Raw genomic sequence first — 18,785 nt, 5'->3', positions numbered from 1 at the left:
GGCCCCAGGACCCAGGACCCAGGCCCCAGACCCCAAGACTCAGACCCCAGGACTCACGACGCACGGAGGAACCATGACGGAAGCGACCCCCACGGCCGGAATGTTCGACCTCGCCCCGCAGGCCCGTCTCATGGCGCGGATCGCCGAGGGCATCGCGGACGACCGCCTCGACGCGCCCACCCCCTGCTCGGAGTTCCGCGTCGAGCAGCTGCTCGCGCACGTGGTGCACCTGAGCCGGGCCTTCCAGGACGTGGCCCGCAAGAACCTCGGGCCGGTCACGGAGGGCGCCCCCGGAAGCGACATCCCCAAGCTGCCGGACGACTGGCGCACCCAGCTGCCGGGGCACCTCGACGGCCTCGTGGAGGCGTGGCGGGACCCGGCGGCCTGGGCGGGCGAGACCCAGGCGGGCGGCTTCACCATGCCGGGCGAGGTCGCCGCGACGGTCGTCCTCGACGAGCTCCTGCTGCACGGCTGGGACCTGGCCCGCGCCACCGGCCAGGAGTACGCCCCCGCCCCGGCCGACGTCGAGACCTGCCACGGCCTGGTCGCCACCTTCGCCGGACTGCCGCCCGGCGAGGGGCCGTTCGGCCCGCCCGTCGCGGTGCCGGACGACACGCCGCTCCTTGACCGGGTGCTCGGCCTGAGCGGCCGGGACCCGCGCTGGACCCGCACGGGACCCGGTGGGGCCTAACGATCGAGTAAAGGGTCCGGACAGCGTCTGGTGGGCGGGCGTGTGATGCGCGTAGACAGTCGTTGACCTGCTGAGAGAGATCAGCAGCACCAGACCCCAGATCGGGAGAATCGCTCTATGCGGAAGTCCTTGCGCATCGCGGGCATCGCCACCACCTGTGCCGTCGCCGGCGCCGCCCTCTACGGCACCGGCGCCGCCACCGCCGACAACGCCGGGTCCCGGCACACCTCGGAGCCCCAGAACATCGCCCTGCTCGTCCGCCAGATCGACGAGTACTACGGCGCCTCCCAGGACGCCGACGGCGTGTGGCACTCCTCGCCCGACAGCCCGTACGCCAAGGACCTGGCGCGCATCCAGGCCAAGGCCAAGAAGGACATCAAGCGGGCCGCCGCGCACGCCGGGAAGGGCAAGCACGGCAAGAAGCCCGCGATCGTCCTGGACGTGGACGACACCGCGCTGCTCAGCTTCGACTACGAGAAGCGCACCAACTTCACGTACAACAACGACACGTGGGACGCCTACGTCAAGGCGGCCAAGCGGCCCGCCGTCTTCGGCATGCCGGAGCTGGTGAAGTACGCCAAGAGCAAGGGCGTCGAGGTCTTCTTCCTCACCGGTCTCGCCGAGTCGCAGCGCGAGGGCGCCGTCACCAACCTCGCCAAGGCGGGCTACGACACGAAGCTCGACCCGACGCACGTCTTCACCAAGAACAAGCCCAACCCGCCCGCGTACCTGAGCCACTGCGCGACGCCCGCCGCCTGGAAGTGCGACACGGTGCAGTTCAAGGAGGGCACCCGCAAGCACATCGAGTCGACGGGCTACGACATCGTCGGCAGCTTCGGCGACCAGGCGTCGGACCTCGCGGGCGGCTACGCGAACAAGACGTACAAGCTCCCGAACCCGACGTACTTCGTGGAGTAGACCGGGCTCAGGCCGGATCCAGACCGGGCTCAGGCCGGATTCAGGGGGCGCCCCATCCCGGGGCGCCCCCGCCGCCCGTCATCCCTTCAGGGCCGCCTGCATCATCGCCTTGGCGATCGGCGCCGCCAGGCCGTTGCCGCTGACCTCGGCGCGGGCCGCGCCCGAGTCCTCGATCATCACCGCGACGGCGACCTCCTTGCCGTCGCTGCCCTTGGCGTAGGACGTGAACCAGGCGTACGGCGTCTTGCTGTTGTTCTCGCCGTGCTGCGCCGTACCCGTCTTGCCGCCGACCGTCGCGCCGCTGATCTTGGCGTTGGTGCCGGTGCCCTTCTCGACGACCGTCTGCATCGCGGACTGCAGCCCCTCGGCGGTGGACTCGCTCATCACCCGCTGGCTGTCGCCGTCGTCGAACTTCTGCAGCTCGTTGCCGGAGGAGTCGGTGACCTGCGAGACCATGTGCGGCTTCGCGAGCTCACCGCCGTTGGCGATCGCGGCCGAGACCATCGACATCTGCAGCGGCGTCGCCGTCACGTCGAACTGGCCGATGCCGGACAGGGCCGTCTGCGACTTGTTCATCTTCGACGGGTAGACGCTCTCGCCCGCCCGCACCGGGATGTCCAGCTTGTCGGCGTTGAAGCCCATCTTCTCCGCCATCGACCTGACCTTGTCCTGGCCCAGGTCGACGGCCATCTTGCCGAAGACGTTGTTGCAGGAGTACTGCAGGGCCGTGCGGATGTTCGCGTTCTCGCAGGGGGCCGACGGGTTCTCGTTCTTCAGGTCCGTGACGGTGCCCGGCATCCGGTACGGGTTCGGGCTGTCCGTCTTGGCGTCCACCGAGCCGTAGAGGCCGTCCTCCAGGGCCGCGGCCGCGACGACCAGCTTGAAGGTCGAGCCGGGCGGCAGCGGCTGGCGCAGCGCGCGGTTCACCATCGGCTTGTCCTTGTCCTCCTGGAGCTTCTTCCAGGCGTCGCCGTCCGTGGACCCGCTGATCTTCGACGGGTCGTACGAAGGCGTCGAGACCATGCCGAGGATCCGGCCGGTCTTCGGGTCGATGGCGACGGCCGCGCCCTTGGTGTTCCCGAGCGCCTTGACGCCGGCCTTCTGCACCGCCGGGTCGATGGTCGTGACCACGTCACCGGGGTCGGCGCGCTTGTTGGTCAGGACGTCCAGGGGGTTCTTCAGGCGGGTGTCCGTGCCGTCGAGGACGTCCTTGTAGATCCCCTCCAGCTGCGTGGCGCCGAACACCTGCGAGCTGTAGCCGGTCACGGCCGAGTACAGGGAACCGCTCTTGTAGGTGCGTTTGTACGCGAGGTCGCCGCCCTTCGTCCGCGCGGAGCCGGTGATGGAGTCACCGCCCACGATGATGTTGCCCAGCGGGTACGCGTACTGCTCTATCGCGTTGCGCCGGTTGTGCTTGTCGTCCGCGAGCGCCTTCGATTCGTAGAACTGCACCCAGCTCACCCGGACCAGCAGGGCCAGGACGAGGAGCAGTGTGAAGACCGAGACGCGCCTGATCGTCTTGTTCATCTCACGGGAGGACGAGCGGGGTGGAGCGATTCGTTCCACTCTGGCGCGGTTGTGGCGGTTTTCTCAGCGAGTTCTTAGGTTCTCACCGGGTGCTCAGGAACCGTTCCGGTCGTTCATGAGCCCCGCCTCGTACGCCGCGATCACCACCTGGGTGCGGTCCCGGGCCCCCGTCTTCGACAGGATCCCGGCCACATGGGTCTTCACCGTGGCGGGGCCGACCCCGAGGCGCGCGGCGATCTCCGCGTTCGTCAGGCCCTCGGCCATCAGACGCAGGGTGTCGTGCTCACGCCCGGTGAGCCGCGCCACCCAGGGCGGGGCGGCGGGCCGGGCGCGGGCGTGCTCGGCGGCCAGGGCGCGCACGGCGGCGGGGAAGAGCAGCGAGTCGGTGCGCGCGACGAGCTGCACGGCCTGCACCAGCTCGTCCGCGTCGGCCCGCTTCAGCAGGAACCCGGAGGCGCCGGCGCGCAGCGCCTCGTACACGTAGGCGTCGTTCTCGAAGGTCGTCACGACGACGATCCGGGGCGGACGCGCCATGCCCTTGAGGATCTGCTCGGTGGCGCGGATCCCGTCGATCTCCGGCATCCGGACGTCCATGAGCACCACGTCGGGCTCCAGGTCGCGCACGACGGAGACGGCCTCCGCGCCGTTCGCCGCCTCGCCCACGACCTCCAGGCCCGGCTCGGCGGAGAGGATCGCGCGCAGCGCGGTGCGCACCATGCGCTCGTCGTCGGCGAGGACGACGCGGAGGCGGTCGCGGGCGGGCTCGGTCATGGATGTCCCTTCACGGTCATGGATGTCCCTTCAGCGGAAGCCGTACGGTCAGCCGCCACAGCCCGGCGGCGGGGTCGGGTCCTTTCCCCACGCTCTCAACTGCGTTCGAGCAGGGGAGACCCCATTCGGCGGCGCCGCCGAGCACCCGGGCCCGGTCGGCGATGCCGCGCAGGCCGTGACCGCCGCCGGGGCGGGGTGCGGCGGAACCGGATGAGGCGGGCAGCGGGTTCTCGGCGATGACGGTGAGCTCGGAGCCCGCCCGCGCCGGGTCCGCCCCGAGGGTCAGGCGCAGGGTGACGTCGGTGCCCTCGCCGCCGTGCCGCAGCGCGTTGCTCAGCGCCTCCTGCACGATGCGGTACGCCTCCCGGGAGACCAGCGGCGGCAGCTCCGCCGGGTCCAGGCCGACGGTGGCCGTCACCTTGAGGCCGCCCGCGCGGGTGCGCCGGAGCAGCCCGTCCAGGTCGGCGGCGAGGGTGGGCGCGGGCGCAGTGGACCGGGCGTCGCCCGCCTCGCGCAGCACCCCGAGGACCGCGTCCAGCTCGCCCACGGTGCGCCGGGTGGTGTCCTCGATGGCGGCGAGCGCCTCGCGCACGAACTCGGGGTCGTGGTCCAGGACCCGGCGCGCCGCGCTCGCCTGGAGCGTCACGGCGCTCAGCGCGTGGCCCACCGAGTCGTGCAGTTCGCGCGCGATGCGGCCGCGCACGGCGAGGTCGGCGGCGCGCCGCTCGGCCTCGGCGAGCCGGTCGGCGGGGGTCGGCCCGAGCAGGGCGGGCGCCCAGCGGGCGAGCAGCCCCCCGGCCGCCGCCGCGCACGCCGCGAGCGCCACCAGGAAGAGCACACCGGCGACCGGGGCGACGGCCAGCACCCAGGTGTGGTCGAGGTACGGGGGAAGTCCGAGCCTGCTGCCGGTGAGGACGGCGGCGAACGGCAGGGCGATCAGGAACAGCGCGAACGGGGGCAGCGCGATCGACATCCCGCTGATCACGCCGCCGAACCCCAGGTGCAGCGTGAACCAGGCGACGGTCCGCTGCTTCGCGGCCCGGGACCGCGCGGGCCCGTCCGCGAGCGCCTCGTCCGGCACCGCGCACAGCGCCCGCACCGCCGCCACGGACATGGGCCGGGTCAGCGGGAACAGCGCGGTGACGGCGGCGAGCGGCAACCCGATGGCGAAGGAGAGGAGTTGGGAGCCGATCGAGCTCAGGATGGCGCCGTCGCCGAGGAGCGGACCGATGACGACGGAGCCCACGAGGACATACGGCATGGCGAGCGCGCCGCCGAGGATCAGATGGATCCAGCGGCGGCGCGCCCGGTGCCCGAACAGGGCCGAACTCGCGGACCTTGCGCGGGAGTTCACGCGGCGTTCGCCCGTTCCCTGAGGTACCGCACACCGATGGCGGCGACGAGGATCCCGACGATCATGTGCCCAGCGTAAGTGAGGTTCATGACCGTCGTGGGCTGCTCGGAGACCTGGGTGACCGCGGCGAGACCGAGCCAGCCGCCCCAGCAGGCCGCGGCGCCCGAGCCCACCCAGGCCAGGGCGAGCGGTACCTTCACGGGCAGCGTCCGCCCGGCGCGGAAGGCGAGCAGGAGGCCACCGGCGACGGCGGCCAGCAGGAAGACCGCGTACATGGCCTCCAGGACGTGGGCGTCGCTGGTCAGCCCGCCGGAGCGGCTCTCGCTCCGCCCCCACTCCGCGTCGCCGGCCCACATCAGGTGCGTCACCACCGGGAACAGGGCGACGACGGCGGCGGCCACGGCGAGGGTGCGCTGCGTCCGGCCCGTGGTGCTGCCCGGCAGGTCGCGCACCCTGCCCCGCCACAGGTGGCCCCAGCGGTCGCGGGCGTACAGCACGAAGAGGGTGCCGAGGGCGAGGCCCTGGAGGATGAACCCGGTGTAGACGACGCCGAAGACCCAGTCGTCGAGGAACGCCCTGCGCCCGGTGTCCGCGGGCTTGTTCACGGTGCCGCCGGCCGCCTTCACCAGCAGCTGCAGCGGGTACCCGGTCATGATCGGCGCGAGCAGCCCGCTCGCGGCCCACATGGGCGGCGCGAGCAGCCAGGCGGGCACGCGCAGGCCCCAGGGGCGGGTCAGCAGGAGGGCGAGGGCGACGACGGCGGCGTCCATCAGGATCGTCACGCTGTTGGCGACGACCATGGTCGCGCGGTGGTCGAGGAGCGAGCTGCCGTCGGGGATGCCGATGTGGCTGCCCGCGACCCAGGCGAGCTTGAGGGTGATGTAGGGGAGGCAGGCGGTGATGGCGAGGGTGCGCAGGGCGCGGCGGGCGCGCTGGGGGGTGTGGCGGGTGCCCGCCGCTGTTGCTGTCGCTGTCGCTGTCGCTGTGGCGGTGGCTGCGGGGAGGGTTGTCGGCGTCATACGTCCACGCTCGCGTGGGCGGGGGCGGCGGACATCCTGCCTGCCGGTGATCCGCCTCCGCCGCGTGGGGGAGGGGGGTGCCTCCGGCGGTCCTTTCCCCAGCCCCGCCCCTTCCCGAAACGGCGACTCCGTCGCCCTGGGTGGGGCTCATGGGGCTGCGCCCCTTGCCCCCATCGGCGCTTCGCGCCTCGTCCTCAAACGCCGGACGGGCTGAGTGGTCCAGCGCGTCCGGGGGTCTGGGGGCGGAGCCCCCTGCGCGCGCGGAGCGCGCCAATGGATGCAGCCGGGAAGGGGCGGGGTTGGGGAGAAGGCGCCGCAGGCACGACGGGGCTAGCCACGCAGTGCCAGCAGCACCTCGTCCACCTCACCCGCCCGCGCGTTCGCGTAGGCCCGCTCCCGCCCCACGGGGCGAAACCCGCACTTCTCAAGGACCCGCAGCGACCCCACGTTGTCCGCAGCGGCCCGCGCCCGCAGCGGACGCTCCACGATCTCCGCGAGCAGCAGCCGCAGCGCCCCCGTGGCGATGCCCCGGCCCCACTGGGAGCGGTCCACCCAGTACGTGACCTCGCGGCGGCCCGGCTCGCCCCACACCCCCGCGTGCCCCGCCACGTCGCCGTCCGCGAGGATCGTCCGCACGTCGGTGTCGGCCGACGTGCGCAGCTCGGTCCAGTGCGCGGTGAAACGGTCCCAGTCCGCGGACCGGGGGGACGTGAATGCCGCGACCTGGTTCGACTCGGGGTCGTTCGCCCAGCGGAAGAAGACGGGCACGTCGCTGTCGTGGACGGGACGCAGGGACACCTCGGCCGCCTCGCGTGCGGGGAATCCGGTGAAACCGGTGAACTCAACCATGGCTCAGAGCCTACGAGTTGCCAGTGTCAGCCGGTCGCGCGCGTCGAACAGGGCGTCCTTCACCATCTGTTCGTGCGCGGGGGTGAGGCGCGCCACCGGCACCGAGCAGCTGATCGCGTCACGGGCCGGCGTGCGGTAGGGGATGGCCACGCCGAAGCAGCGCAGGCCCAGCGTGTTCTCCTCGCGGTCGACGGCGAAGCCCTGCTCCCGCACCACGCGGAGCTCCTCGATGAGCTTCTCCCGGTCGGTGATGGTGTGTTCGGTGAGCGCGGGCAGCGTCTCGGGGAGCATCTTGCGGACCTGCTCGTCGGTGTGCGTGGCGAGCAGCGCCTTGCCGAGCGAGGTCGAGTGCGCGGGCAGCCGGCGGCCCACGCGCGTGAACGGCCGCAGGTAGTGCTGGGATTGACGGGTCGCCAGGTAGACGACGTTCGTGCCGTCGAGGCGGGCGAGGTGGATGGTCTCCGTGGTGTCGTCGGAGAGGCGGTCGAGCGTCGGGCGGGCCGCCGCCACCACCTCGTCGCCGTCGATGTAGGAGGTCCCGACGAGCAGTGCCCGCACCCCGATCCCGTACCGTGTGCCCGTAGCGTCCGTCTCCACCCAGCCGAGGTCGACGAGGGTCCGAAGCAGCATGTACAGACTGGACTTGGGGTAGCCGACGGCCTCCTGGACGGCGGCCAGCGTGTGCATGCCGGGGCGGCCCGCGAAGTACTCGAGCAGCTCCACGGTCCGTACAGCGGACTTGACCTGCGCTCCACCCGTCTCGCCAGCCGCCATCGCCCTTGACCCCTCAGTTCGCCGAGAAATAGTCTCCAGTCTTCGTTCATGAACGAAGACAGCGTTCAATATATCGAACGGCCCTGGTGAGTGGCATACATCTGGAGGAACCCGCGGTGGCAGCAGCACCAGTCTGGAGTGTCGACCCCCGAACCGGGAAGCAGCGCGAGCAGGTTGCGGTGGAGGCCACAGCCGAAGAGGTGGACGAGGCGGTCCACGCCGCGCACGCCGCCCGCGGCGCGCTCGCGGACCGCGCCGTGCGCGCCGCCTTCCTGCGCTCCGCCGCCGACCTCCTCGACGGCGCCAGGGACCAGCTCGTGGAGGCCGCCGACGCGGAGACCGCGCTCGGCCCGGTCCGGCTCACCGGCGAACTGGCCCGCACCTGCTACCAGTTGAGGGCCTTCGCGGACCTCGTCGACGAGGGTTCCTTCCTCGGCGTCGTCATCGACCACCCCGATCCGTCGGCCACTCCGCCCGTCCCCGACCTGCGCCGCTACAAGCTGCCCCTCGGCGTCGTCGCCGTCTACGCGGCGTCCAACTTCCCCTTCGCCTTCTCCGTGCCCGGCGGCGACACCGCGAGCGCCCTCGCCGCGGGCTGCCCCGTCGTCGTCAAGGCCCACCCCGACCACCCGGCCACCTCCGAGCTGGTGGCCGTCGTGCTGCGCCGGGCCGCCGCCGCCCACGGCATACCGGAGGGCGTGCTCGGGCTCGTGCACGGCTTCGACGCGGGCGTGGACCTGGTGCGCCACCCGCTGGTCACCGCGGCCGGGTTCACCGGGTCCGTACGCGGCGGCCGTGCCCTCTTCGACGCGGCCGCCGCCCGGCCCGTCCCCATCCCCTTCCACGGCGAGCTCGGCTCCCTCAACCCGGTCGTGGTCACCGAGGCGGCCGCCGCCGAGCGGGCCGAGGAGATCGGCGCGGGGCTCGCGGGCTCGATGACCCTGGGCGTCGGCCAGTTCTGTGTGAAGCCCGGTCTGGTGCTCGCCCCCGAGGGCGCGGCCGGCGACCGGCTCCTGAAGTCCCTGACCGCCGCCGTCAGCGACACCGAGGCGGGCGTCCTGCTCGACCACCGCATGCGGGACAACTTCGTCGCGGGCGTGCGCGAGCGCGGTGAACTCCCGGACGTGGACGCCCCGGTGACGCCCGGCGCGGGCAGCGAGCACACCGTGGCCCCGGGGTACCTCACCGTCCCGGCCGCCCGGCTCGCCGCCGAGGGCGTGCACGACCTGCTCCTGGAGGAGTGCTTCGGCCCGGTCACCGTCGTGGCCCGCTACACCGACGCCGCCGAGATCACCGCCGTCCTGTCCCGGCTCCCCGGCAACCTCACGGCGACCGTGCAGCTGTCGTCGGACGAGGCGGCGGGCGAGGGCGCGGCCGCCGGTCTGCTCGCCGAACTCACCCCGCTCGCCGGGCGCGTGCTCGTCAACGGCTGGCCCACCGGCGTCGCCGTCGCCCCCGCCCAGCACCACGGCGGCCCCTACCCGGCGACCACGTCCACCTCGACGTCCGTCGGCGGCACGGCCGTCGAGCGCTGGCTGCGCCCGGTCGCCTACCAGTCGACGCCCGAGGCGCTGCTCCCGCCCGAGCTGCGCGACGCCAATCCGCTGGGGCTGCCGCGCCGCTTCAACGGCCGCCTGGAACACTGACGCCCATGGACCTCCGACTCCCCGAACTGCCCTTTCCGCTGCGCTCGTACGGGCCTGACGGCCACTGGTCGTACGAGGCCGACGAGACCGGCGGGGATGCGGCCGGGGTGCTCACCGGCTGGGCGGGGCCCCGCCAGGACCGGTTCGTGGCCCCGACCGGGGACGCCCTGGACCCGGCGTCGGACGCGCCCCGGCTCCTCGGGGCGCCGGAGGGTGACTTCCAGCTGATCGTCCGCGTCACGGTCGGCTTCGCGGCCGCCTTCGACGCGGGCGTGCTGTATCTGCACGTGGGTGAGCGGGAGTGGGCCAAGCTCTGCCTGGAGCGGTCGCCGGACGAGCCGACGATCTGCACGGTCGTCACGCGCGGCCGTTCCGACGACGCCAACGCCTTCGTGGTGGACGGCTCCAGCGCCTGGCTGCGGATCAGCCGCACCGGGTCCGCGTTCGCCTTCCACGCCTCGACGGACGGCGAGCACTGGACGTTCGTCCGGATCTTCTCGCTCGGCGACGAGGAGACGGCGGGCGCCGCCCTCGTCGGCTTCATGGCGCAGTCGCCCGTGGGGGAGGGGTGCGTGGTGACGTACGAGAACATCGAGTTCCGCCCGAACTGGCCGAAGGGGCTGCGCGACGGCTCGTGAGCGACTGAGCGACTGAGCGGCTGGGTGACTGAGCGACTGAGCGAGGGGTGCGGAACCTCCGCCGGGGGCGGCACGTCTTTCCCAACATGATCCAAAACGTCATGATCAGGACCGCCGTGCCCGCCGAGGCCCCCGCCCTGACCGAGCTGCACGCCCGCGCCCGGGCCACGTACTACGAGGGCGGGTTCCCGGACGACGGCGTCGACTGGGCGGAGCGGTGGCGCGCCGCCATAGAGCGCCCCGACGGCCATGTCCTGTGCGCGGTCCGCGACGGCCGTGTGGCGGGCCTCGCCTCCTTCCGCACCCCCGAGGACGCGCCCGCGGACACGGTGAAGCTGTTCCAGTTCCATGTGGACCCCGACCTGTGGCGCACCGGCATCGGCGGCTGTCTGCACGCGGCGTGCGTGGAGGAGTGGCGGGCCGACGGGATGACCGAGGCGATCCTGGACGTGCACGCGGACAACGCGCGGGCGCAGGGCTTCTACGCGGCCAAGGGCTGGGAGCCGCTGGGCGCGGGCGACGACGGCGGCAGCCACGTACGGATGCGTCTGCCGATCGGGGAGTCGCCGGTCCGGGAGTCGCCGGTCGGGGAATGAGCGGCTCCGCGGCCGTGTTGTGGAGCTGAGTACGTCCCGCACGACCTGGAAAGAAGCCGAGAACATGCGCGTGGAGATCTGGAGCGACATCGCCTGCCCGTGGTGCTACGTGGGCAAGGCCCGCTTCGAGAAGGCGCTCGCCGCCTTCCCGCACCGCGACGGCGTCGAGGTGGTGCACCGCTCCTTCGAGCTGGACCCGGGCCGCGCCAAGGACGACACCGGCCTGGTGATCCCGATGCTGGCCCAGAAGTACGGCATGAGCGAGCAGCAGGCGAAGGAGGGCGAGGCACGGCTCGGCGAGAACGCCGCCGCCGAGGGCCTCGACTACCTGACCGAGGGCCGCGACCACGGCTCCACCTTCGACATGCACCGCCTGCTGCACTTCGCCAAGGAGCAGGGCCGCCAGGACGCGCTGCTCGACCTGCTGTACCGCGCCAACTTCGCCGACGAGAGGTCCGTCTTCGCCGACGACGAGCGCCTGGTGGAGCTCGCGGCCGCCGCGGGCCTGGACGCCGACGCGGCCCGCGCGGTGCTCGCCGACCCCGAGCGGTACGCGGCCGAGGTCCGCGCCGACGAGCGCGAGGCCGCCGAACTGGGCGCGAACGGCGTGCCGTTCTTCGTCCTCGACCGGAAGTACGGCGTCTCCGGCGCCCAGCCCGCCGTGGTCTTCACCCAGGCCCTGGACCAGGCGTGGGGCAGCCGCTCCCCGCTGACGACGCTCGACGGGGCCGCGACCGGCGACGCCTGCGGCCCGGACGGCTGCGAGGTCCCGCAGGCCAAGGGCGACGTATAAGCGTCGCTTACCGGATCCGCGTACACATCCGCAATGGACGGCGGTGTGCGCGGACGGCACAGTTGGCTCATGGGGATCATCAACGGTGACGAATTCGCGCCCGAGTCGACCTACTTGAACACCGCGAGCTGCGGGCTGCTGCCCCGCCGCGCCGCCGAGGCGGTCCGCATCCTGACCGCGGAGCTGGTCTCCGGCAGGCCCGGCGGGGCGGGGGACTTCGAGGTCGTGGACGAGGCGCGGCAGCGATTCGCGCGCCTTGTCGGCGCGGACGCCTCCCGGGTGGCCACCGGCGGTTCCGTAGCCGTGCACGTCGGCCTGATCGCGGGCTCGCTGGCGCCGGGCAGCGAAGTCCTCTTCCCCGAGGGCGAGTTCGGCTCCGTCATCGATCCGTTCCTGCTGCGCGGCGACTTCAAGCTGCGCTACGCCCCGCTGGCGGAGCTCGCCGCGTCCGTGCGGCCCTCGACGGCGCTCGTCGCGTTCTCCGCGGTCCAGTCGGCGGACGGCAGGACCGCGGACCTGACGGCGCTGCGGGAGGCGGCGGCCGCCCACGGCGCCCGCACCCTCGTGGACGCGACCCAGGCCACGGGCGCCTACCCCGTCGACGCCTCCTGGTGGGACTACACCGTGACCGGCGCCTTCAAGTGGCTGCTGTGCCCGCGCGGCGCGTCCTTCCTGACGGTGAGCGAGTCCGCGCAGGAGTCCCTGACGCCGGGCAACGGCGGCTGGCTCGCGGCGGCCGACAGCTGGAACTCCACGTACGGGCCGCTCACCGAACTCGCCCCGGACGCCCGCCGGTTCGACGAGCCGCCCGCCTTCCTCGCCTACCACGCGGCCGTCCCCGCGCTCGCCCTCCTGGAGGAGATCGGCGTGGCCGCGATCCACTCCCACGTCATGGCGCTCGCGGACCGCTACCGGGCGGGCCTGGCACGCCTCGGGCACACCCCGGTCCCGGGCGGCTCGTCGATCGTCTCGGTGCCCGGCCTCGCCGACCGGCACGGCGAGCTGTGGCGCGCGGGCGTCCTCACCTCGGCGCGCGCGGGCCATCTGCGGGCGTCGTTCCACCTGTACAACACGGAGGCGGACGTGGACCGGATCCTGGACGTGCTGGACGGGACGGGCGGCTGAGCGCCGGACCGCACCGGCAACTGACGTCCCGTAAGGGCTAGTTGGCGGCCGCCGCCCGCCTGGCCTCCACCGGGCAGTCCGCCGTCTCCTTGCAGAGGTTCTCCTCGACCCGCGCCAGCAGGCCGGCCAGCTGCTCGCGCTCGGCCGCGTCCAGCCCCGCGACGGTGTGCCCCTCCAACTGGCCCCAGGCGCCCTCCACTTGGGTGAGCAGCCCGCAGCTGGCCTCGGTGGTCTCGACGAGCACCGCGCGCCGGTCGTCCGGGTCCGGGCGGCGCCGCACGTGTCCCGCCTGCTCCAGGCGCTGCAGCATCTTCGTGACCGTCGAGGGGTCCAGCTCCAGGCGCTTGATGAGCTCGGACTGGCGTACCGCGCCCGCGTCCCACAGGTGCATCATCAGGAGCTCCTGGCCGGGGTAGAGGCCGAGGTCCTTGAGGAGCTTGCCCGCGGTCAGGCGGTGCAGCCGGGCGACCCGGCTGATGGCGTGGCTGATGGGGCCCGCCAGGGTCACGTCGGGTTCCTCGGTACAGGCGGGGTCGGCCTTCATCGCGCGCTCCTCCTCGGTCTTCCGGCTGCTCCCACGAGAATACCTTGGTCGGCCAATGAATGCGCTACAGTGGGCGCACGGCCAAAAGCTTGGCCGACCACATAAATGTGGGTCCCCAGCCACCCGTATGTCTTGGGAGCACCGATGACCACCGCGTTCGACACCATCGACCTGTCCGGCACCACGCTCTCCAACCGCGTCGCGATGGCGCCCATGACCCGCAGCAGGGCAGGGGAGGGCGGCGTCGCCACCGACCTCACCGCCGAGTACTACGCGCAGCGCGCCTCCGCGGGCCTGATCATCACCGAGGGGATCCAGCCCTCCGCGATCGGCCAGGGCTATCCGTTCACGCCGGGCCTGCACAGCGCCGAGCAGGTCGCCTCCTGGCGGAAGGTCACCGACGCCGTGCACGCGAAGGGCGGCCGGATCTTCGCCCAGATCATGCACACGGGCCGCGTCGGCCACCCGGTGCTGCTGCCCGACGGCCTCGTGAACGTGGCGCCCTCCGCGGTCGCCGCACAGGGGCAGGTCTTCACGCCCGAGGGCCCGAAGGACTTCGTCACCCCGCGCGAGCTGACCGGCGCCGAGGTCCGCGCCACCATAGGGGACTTCGTGGCCGCCGCCCGGAACGCGATCGACGCGGGCTTCGACGGCGTCGAACTGCACGGCGCCAACGGCTACTTGATCCACCAGTTCCTCGCGCCGGGCTCCAACCGGCGCACCGACGAGTGGGGCGGCTCGCCCGAGAACCGCATCCGCTTCGCCGTCGAGGTGGCCCGCGCCGTCAGCGCCGAGATCGGCCCCGCCCGCACCGGCTTCCGCGTCTCGCCCGGCAACCCCTTCAACGACATCTCCGAGCCCGACCCCGAGCCCACCTACACCGCCCTGGTCAAGGAGCTGGACGCGCTCGGCCTCGCGTATCTGCACGTCATGGAGGTGGGCGACATCCGCGAGCTCACCACCACGCTGCGCCAGGGCTTCAGCGGCACATTCGTCCTGAACCCGCAGACCGAGGGCCCCACCGGGGCCGACGCCCTCGCCCTGGTCGAGGACGGCACCGCCGATGTGCTCACCTTCGGCTCGCTCTTCCTCGCCAACCCCGACCTGCCCGCCCGTCTGCAGGCCGGCGGCCCCTACAACGAGCCCGACCAGGCGACGTTCTACGGCGGCGACGCGAAGGGATACACGGACTACCCGGCCTTGTGAAACGCCAGTTGGCCCGGCCCCACGACGGGGGCCGGGCCAACTGCCGTACGAGCTACCTCACGTGACCGGAGTGAAGTCCCGCGCCCCGATGTACTCGGGACGCCGGATGGGCGCCGCGAACGGCTCCACCGCCGTGTTCTCCACACTGTTGAACACGATGAAGACGTTGCTGCGCGGGTACGGGGTGATGTTGTCCCCCGAGCCGTGCATGGCGTTGCAGTCGAACCACGTCGCCGAGCCCGCCTCGCCGGTGAACAGGCGGATGCCGTGGTCGGACGCGAGGCTCGTGAGCGTCCCGTCCGACGGGATGCCCGCGTCCTGCATCTGCAGCGACCGCTTGTAGTTGTCCTTCGGCGTGGCGCCCGCACAGCCGAGGAACGTCTTGTGCGAGCCGGGCATGATCATGAGCCCGCCGTTGGTGTCGTGGTTCTTGGTGAGCGCGATCGACACCGAGACGGTGCGCATGTTCGGCAGGCCGTCCTCGGCGTGCCAGGTCTCGAAGTCGGAGTGCCAGTAGAAGCCGGAGGCACCGAAGCCCGGCTTCACGTTGATCCGCGACTGGTGGACGTACACGTCCGAGCCGAGGATCTGCCGGGCCCTGCCGACGACGCGCGGGTCCGCCGCCAGCCTGGCGAAGACCTCGCTGATCTTGTGCACCTCGAAGAGGGAGCGGATCTCCTGCGAGCGCGGCTCCACGATGGAGCGCGGGTTCTCCCGCATCGCCGGATCGCCCATCAGGCGCTCCAGCTCCGCGTGGTACACGGCCACCTCATCGGGCGTGATGAGCTGGTCGATCGCCAGGAACCCGTCCCGTTCGAACCCCGCCAGGTCCCCGGCCGCGATGGGCCCTTCGGTACCCGGCGAGGACCACACCACGGGGTCCTTGCGCTCGATCAGCACCTCTTCGGTGCCTCGCGTCGGGTACAGGTCGGCGGTGCGTTCGGGTGCGGTGGTCATGGTGTTGCCTGCCTCTCCTCTCGTACGGCCCTGTTCGGGATGTAGAACGCGAAAGTCAGTCGGCCTCGGGCTCGGTGAGCAGCGGGTAGACGCCGTTCTCGTCGTGGTCCTCGCGGCCCGTCACCGGCGGGTTGAAGACGCACAGGCAGTGGAAGTCTTCCTTGATCCGCATGGTGTGCTTCTCGTGCCCGTCGAGCAGGTACATGGTGCCCGGCGTGATGGTGTACTTCTCGCCGGTCGTGTCGTCGGTCAGCTCCGCCTCGCCCTGGGTGCAGACGACGGCCTCGATGTGGTTCGCGTACCACATCGACGTCTCCGTACCGGCGTACAGGATGGTCTCGTGCAGGGAGAAGCCGACGCGCTCCTTGGCGAGCACGATGCGCTTGCTCTCCCAGGTGCCCGACTTGGCCTTCACATGCCGGTCGGTGCCCTCAATGTCCTTGAACGAACGGACGATCACGGTGAGTTGCCTGCTTTCTTGCTGCTAGTCGTACGGTGCGGGGCGGCGGCCGTCAAGCGGTCTCGCGCACGGCGCGCGCCAGCGTCCGCAGCCCCTCGTCCAGCTCCTCGGGCGTGATCGTCAGCGCCGGGAGCAGCTTGACGACCTCGCTCTCGGGGCCGGAGGTCTCGATGAGCAGACCGAGCTCGAAGGCGCGCTTGGCGACCTTGCCGGCCCGCTCCTTGTCGCGGAACTCGATGCCCCAGACCAGGCCGCGGCCGCGGTACTCGACGGTGTCGTCGGGGTACTCGGCGCGCAGCGCGCTGAGGGTCTCCTCGATCTGCTGGCCGCGGGCCAGGGTCTGCTTCTCCATGGCGGCGCCGTCGGTCCAGTACGTCTCCAGGGCGGCGGCGGCCGTCACGAACGCGGGGTTGTTGCCGCGGAACGTGCCGTTGTGCTCGCCCGGCTCCCAGACGTCCAGCTCCGGCTTGAACAGGCAGAGGGACATGGGCAGTCCGTAGCCGCTGATGGACTTCGACACGGTCACGATGTCCGGCGTGATGCCCGCCTCCTCGAAGGAGAAGAAGGCGCCGGTGCGGCCGCAGCCCATCTGGATGTCGTCGACGATGAGCAGCATGTCCCAGCGCTCACAGACGTCGGCGAGCTTGCGCAGCCACTCGGCGCGGGCCACGTTGATGCCGCCCTCGCCCTGCACCGTCTCGACGATCACGGCCGCCGGGGTGTTCAGGCCCGAGCCGGAGTCCTCCAGGAGGCGCTCGAACCAGATGAAGTCGGGGGTCTGGCCGTCGAGGTAGTTGTCGAACGGCATCGGCGTGCCGTGGACGAGGGGGATGCCCGCGCCGGCCCGCTTGAAGGCGTTGCCGGTCACGGCGAGCGAGCCGAGCGACATGCCGTGGAAGGCGTTGGTGAACGAGACGATCGACTCGCGGCCCTTGACCTTGCGGGCCAGCTTCAGCGCCGACTCCACGGCGTTGGTGCCCGTCGGGCCCGGGAACATGACCTTGTAGGGCAGGTCGCGCGGCCGCAGGATGACGTTCTGGAAGGTCTCAAGGAAGGCGCGCTTGGCGGTCGTCGACATGTCGAGGCCGTGGGTGACGCCGTCGCGCTCGATGTAGTCGATCAGGGCGCGTTTCAGGACGGGGTTGTTGTGGCCGTAGTTGAGCGAACCGGCCCCGGCGAAGAAGTCGAGGTACTCGTGGCCGTCCTCGTCGAACATGCGGCTGCCCTGCGCGCGGTCGAAGACCGTAGGCCAACCGCGGCAGTAGCTGCGCACCTCCGACTCCAGGGTCTCGAAGACGCTCAGGTCGGGCTGGGTGATGGTCACAGCGAATCTCCTGGGAGATGAAGAAGTGCGGGGGAGTGGGGGGTGGGGGTGTCCGGTGAAGCGCGGGTGGAGCTGTGGGGGGAGTGCCTGCCGCCGCTCAGCGCGGGAGCGGCTCGATGAGGTAGAGCACCTCGGGCTCGTGCCCGTCGTCGGGGAACAGGCCCGCGTCGAACAGGACCGTGCGCGCGACCGATGCGCCGTGCCGTCGCGCGTACGAGGTGAAGAGGGCCTCGGACGCGGTGTTGTCGGGCGAGATGGTCGTCTCCAGGGAGTCGATCTCGCGGTCGCCCGCCACCTTCGCGGTCAGCCCGTCGAGGAGCGCGGCGGCGAGTCCCTTGCCGCGGTGCGCGTGGTCGACGGCCACCTGCCAGACCATCAGGGTGCGGGGGCGGTCGGGCCGGATGTAGCCGGTGATGAAGCCCGCCACCTCGCCCTCGGCGTCCCGGGCCACCACGGAGGTGGCCGCGAAGTCCCGGCACCAGAGCAGATAGCTGTAGGAGGAGTTGAGGTCGAGCACCTTCGAGTCGCGGGCGATCCGCCAGATCGCGGCGCCGTCGGCGACGTCGGGAGTGCTGAGGCGCAGCCCCTCGGGCATTTCTCGGTAATTCGCTTGCAGGTCGGTCGGTAGATCGGCTTGTGCAGCGGTCATGCGGATTGAATTTACCGAGCAATTCCTGGGATTGCATCGGGGGAAGGGGTTACGTACGAAGCCTCGATGTGTTATCACGCGGGGGCGCGCGCCCGCAGGAACGCCAGGAGAAATGCGGTGATTTGCACCGGTCATACGCGACAAAAGGGGCGCGCTGTGGAGTGCGTCACAGAAGTGAAACCTCCTCGAAGCGTGACCGAATTACGGCGTTTGGCGTTGCCGAAATCTTAGTGTTTAGACCCCGGGAAAGCGGGCAGAAGAATACGGGAAGCTGTGCTCATAAAGAATTCATGAATGCGGCGTAAAAGTGATGCTTGCGGCGCGGTAATTCAGGGCCCGGTGGTTCCGTCGATGGCCTCGCGCAGCAGATCCGCATGGCCGTTGTGGCGGGCGTACTCCTCGATGAGGTGCACCAGGATCCAGCGCAGGCTCACGTCCCGGCCGCCGACCATCGCCGCGTCCTGCTCGGTGAACCGCCCGGTGTCGTCCAGCGAGCGCCTCGCGCAGATCTCCCGCGCCGTGGCCACTTCCCGCCGCCAGACCGCCAGCGCGTCGTCCAGCGAGCGCCCGGGGTCGAGCGTGAACCCGTACTGGTCGCCCTCGTACACCCACGGCACGTCCCGGCCCGCGAGCACCGTCTGGAACCAGTTCCGTTCGACCCCCGCCATGTGCTGCACCAGACCGAGCAGCGTCAGGGCCGACGGCGCGGCCGCCCGCCGCCGCAGCTGCTCGTCGTCCAGGCCCGCGCACTTCAGGGCGAGCGTCTCGCGGTGGAAGTCGAGCCAGGACATCAGCATGGTCGGCTCGTCGGCGGTCAGCGGGGGAATGACGCGGTCGTCGTCCGGCATGGTCGTCATGACGACCACGCTGTCATGAACGGCCGGACGCCGCCGCCGAATTGCGCACACGAGTGCGACGCGGGTGCGACTGGGGTGCGGCGCGGG

At 71.6% G+C, this 18,785-nt stretch carries 20 protein-coding genes; 8 read left to right on the top strand and 12 right to left on the bottom strand.

What is annotated here, in order from left to right; all coding sequences use genetic code 11:
* Positions 1-73 precede the first annotated feature (73 nt).
* Both ACFWYM_RS22565 and ACFWYM_RS22560 read left to right on the top strand, forming a co-directional pair.
* Positions 74-691, top strand: a complete 618-nt coding sequence (locus ACFWYM_RS22565; RefSeq protein ID WP_384839934.1) for a TIGR03086 family metal-binding protein — start codon at positions 74-76, stop codon at positions 689-691.
* A gap of 117 nt (positions 692-808) precedes the next feature.
* Positions 809-1,609 carry an HAD family acid phosphatase gene (locus ACFWYM_RS22560; protein WP_384839931.1) on the top strand — a complete coding sequence of 267 codons (801 nt, stop codon included), beginning with the start codon at positions 809-811 and terminating at the stop codon, positions 1,607-1,609.
* A 78-nt stretch (positions 1,610-1,687) separates the two neighbouring features.
* Here ACFWYM_RS22560 and ACFWYM_RS22555 read toward each other — a convergent pair whose 3' ends face one another.
* From ACFWYM_RS22555 to ACFWYM_RS22530, 6 genes are all read right to left on the bottom strand, one after another.
* Complete coding sequence (locus tag ACFWYM_RS22555) at positions 1,688-3,136, bottom strand: peptidoglycan D,D-transpeptidase FtsI family protein (RefSeq protein ID WP_384839929.1); 1,449 nt, start codon at positions 3,134-3,136, stop codon at positions 1,688-1,690.
* Between the two features lie 93 nt (positions 3,137-3,229).
* Positions 3,230-3,907: a response regulator gene (locus ACFWYM_RS22550; RefSeq protein ID WP_384839925.1), complete on the bottom strand. Its 678-nt coding sequence runs from the start codon at positions 3,905-3,907 to the stop codon at positions 3,230-3,232.
* 16 nt (positions 3,908-3,923) lie between these two features.
* The gene (locus tag ACFWYM_RS22545) at positions 3,924-5,261 is read right to left on the bottom strand and encodes a sensor histidine kinase (RefSeq protein WP_384839922.1); all 1,338 of its coding nucleotides are present in this window, start codon (positions 5,259-5,261) and stop codon (positions 3,924-3,926) included.
* Positions 5,258-6,280 carry a hypothetical protein gene (locus ACFWYM_RS22540; RefSeq protein WP_384839919.1) on the bottom strand — a complete coding sequence of 341 codons (1,023 nt, stop codon included), beginning with the start codon at positions 6,278-6,280 and terminating at the stop codon, positions 5,258-5,260. Before ACFWYM_RS22540 ends, ACFWYM_RS22545 begins: the two co-directional genes overlap by 4 nt.
* Positions 6,281-6,610: 330 nt before the next feature.
* Entirely contained in the window at positions 6,611-7,129 is a 519-nt protein-coding gene (locus ACFWYM_RS22535) for a GNAT family N-acetyltransferase (RefSeq protein ID WP_384839915.1), read from the bottom strand.
* Positions 7,130-7,132: 3 nt separating this feature from the next.
* Positions 7,133-7,903, bottom strand: coding sequence for an IclR family transcriptional regulator (locus tag ACFWYM_RS22530; protein ID WP_384839913.1), 771 nt, complete (start codon positions 7,901-7,903; stop codon positions 7,133-7,135).
* A gap of 116 nt (positions 7,904-8,019) precedes the next feature.
* Here ACFWYM_RS22530 and ACFWYM_RS22525 point away from each other — a divergent pair, with 116 nt between their 5' ends.
* The 5 genes from ACFWYM_RS22525 to ACFWYM_RS22505 all read left to right on the top strand — a co-directional run bounded on the left by ACFWYM_RS22525 (position 8,020) and on the right by ACFWYM_RS22505 (position 12,701).
* Positions 8,020-9,549 (top strand): aldehyde dehydrogenase (NADP(+)), encoded by a 1,530-nt coding sequence (locus ACFWYM_RS22525; RefSeq protein ID WP_384839910.1) that lies wholly within the window; start codon positions 8,020-8,022, stop codon positions 9,547-9,549.
* Between the two features lie 5 nt (positions 9,550-9,554).
* Positions 9,555-10,187, top strand: a complete 633-nt coding sequence (locus tag ACFWYM_RS22520) for a DUF1349 domain-containing protein (RefSeq protein WP_384839907.1) — start codon at positions 9,555-9,557, stop codon at positions 10,185-10,187.
* 101 nt (positions 10,188-10,288) lie between these two features.
* Complete coding sequence (locus ACFWYM_RS22515) at positions 10,289-10,783, top strand: GNAT family N-acetyltransferase (RefSeq protein ID WP_384839904.1); 495 nt, start codon at positions 10,289-10,291, stop codon at positions 10,781-10,783.
* Positions 10,784-10,847: 64 nt separating this feature from the next.
* Positions 10,848-11,576, top strand: a complete 729-nt coding sequence (locus ACFWYM_RS22510) for a DsbA family oxidoreductase (RefSeq protein ID WP_384839901.1) — start codon at positions 10,848-10,850, stop codon at positions 11,574-11,576.
* 69 nt (positions 11,577-11,645) lie between these two features.
* Positions 11,646-12,701, top strand: coding sequence for an aminotransferase class V-fold PLP-dependent enzyme (locus ACFWYM_RS22505; protein ID WP_384839898.1), 1,056 nt, complete (start codon positions 11,646-11,648; stop codon positions 12,699-12,701).
* A gap of 37 nt (positions 12,702-12,738) precedes the next feature.
* On the opposite strand, the gene ACFWYM_RS22500 is transcribed toward ACFWYM_RS22505, so the two are convergent.
* On the bottom strand, positions 12,739-13,245 hold the full coding sequence (locus tag ACFWYM_RS22500; protein ID WP_384839895.1) for a MarR family winged helix-turn-helix transcriptional regulator: 507 nt from the start codon (positions 13,243-13,245) through the stop codon (positions 12,739-12,741).
* Positions 13,246-13,389: 144 nt separating this feature from the next.
* Between ACFWYM_RS22500 and ACFWYM_RS22495 the strand changes: the two genes are divergently transcribed.
* Positions 13,390-14,451: an alkene reductase gene (locus ACFWYM_RS22495; protein ID WP_384839893.1), complete on the top strand. Its 1,062-nt coding sequence runs from the start codon at positions 13,390-13,392 to the stop codon at positions 14,449-14,451.
* 57 nt (positions 14,452-14,508) lie between these two features.
* Here the strand turns inward: ACFWYM_RS22495 and thpD are convergent, their stop codons facing one another.
* From thpD to ACFWYM_RS22470, 5 genes are all read right to left on the bottom strand, one after another.
* Positions 14,509-15,408 carry an ectoine hydroxylase gene (thpD, locus tag ACFWYM_RS22490; RefSeq protein ID WP_384839890.1) on the bottom strand — a complete coding sequence of 300 codons (900 nt, stop codon included), beginning with the start codon at positions 15,406-15,408 and terminating at the stop codon, positions 14,509-14,511.
* 55 nt (positions 15,409-15,463) lie between these two features.
* Positions 15,464-15,868 carry an ectoine synthase gene (locus ACFWYM_RS22485; RefSeq protein ID WP_384839887.1) on the bottom strand — a complete coding sequence of 135 codons (405 nt, stop codon included), beginning with the start codon at positions 15,866-15,868 and terminating at the stop codon, positions 15,464-15,466.
* A gap of 52 nt (positions 15,869-15,920) precedes the next feature.
* Complete coding sequence (gene ectB, locus ACFWYM_RS22480) at positions 15,921-17,192, bottom strand: diaminobutyrate--2-oxoglutarate transaminase (RefSeq protein WP_384839884.1); 1,272 nt, start codon at positions 17,190-17,192, stop codon at positions 15,921-15,923.
* A gap of 97 nt (positions 17,193-17,289) precedes the next feature.
* Positions 17,290-17,841 carry a diaminobutyrate acetyltransferase gene (ectA, locus tag ACFWYM_RS22475; RefSeq protein WP_384839882.1) on the bottom strand — a complete coding sequence of 184 codons (552 nt, stop codon included), beginning with the start codon at positions 17,839-17,841 and terminating at the stop codon, positions 17,290-17,292.
* 329 nt (positions 17,842-18,170) lie between these two features.
* The gene (locus ACFWYM_RS22470; protein WP_384839879.1) at positions 18,171-18,698 is read right to left on the bottom strand and encodes a DinB family protein; all 528 of its coding nucleotides are present in this window, start codon (positions 18,696-18,698) and stop codon (positions 18,171-18,173) included.
* Positions 18,699-18,785: the final 87 nt, after the last annotated feature.

The organism is Streptomyces sp. NPDC059009 (assembly GCF_042740175.1).
Classification (GTDB): Bacteria; Actinomycetota; Actinomycetes; order Streptomycetales; family Streptomycetaceae; genus Streptomyces.
The sequence above is the reverse complement of the archived record's forward strand: the minus strand, read 5'-3'. Positions and strand labels throughout refer to the sequence as shown.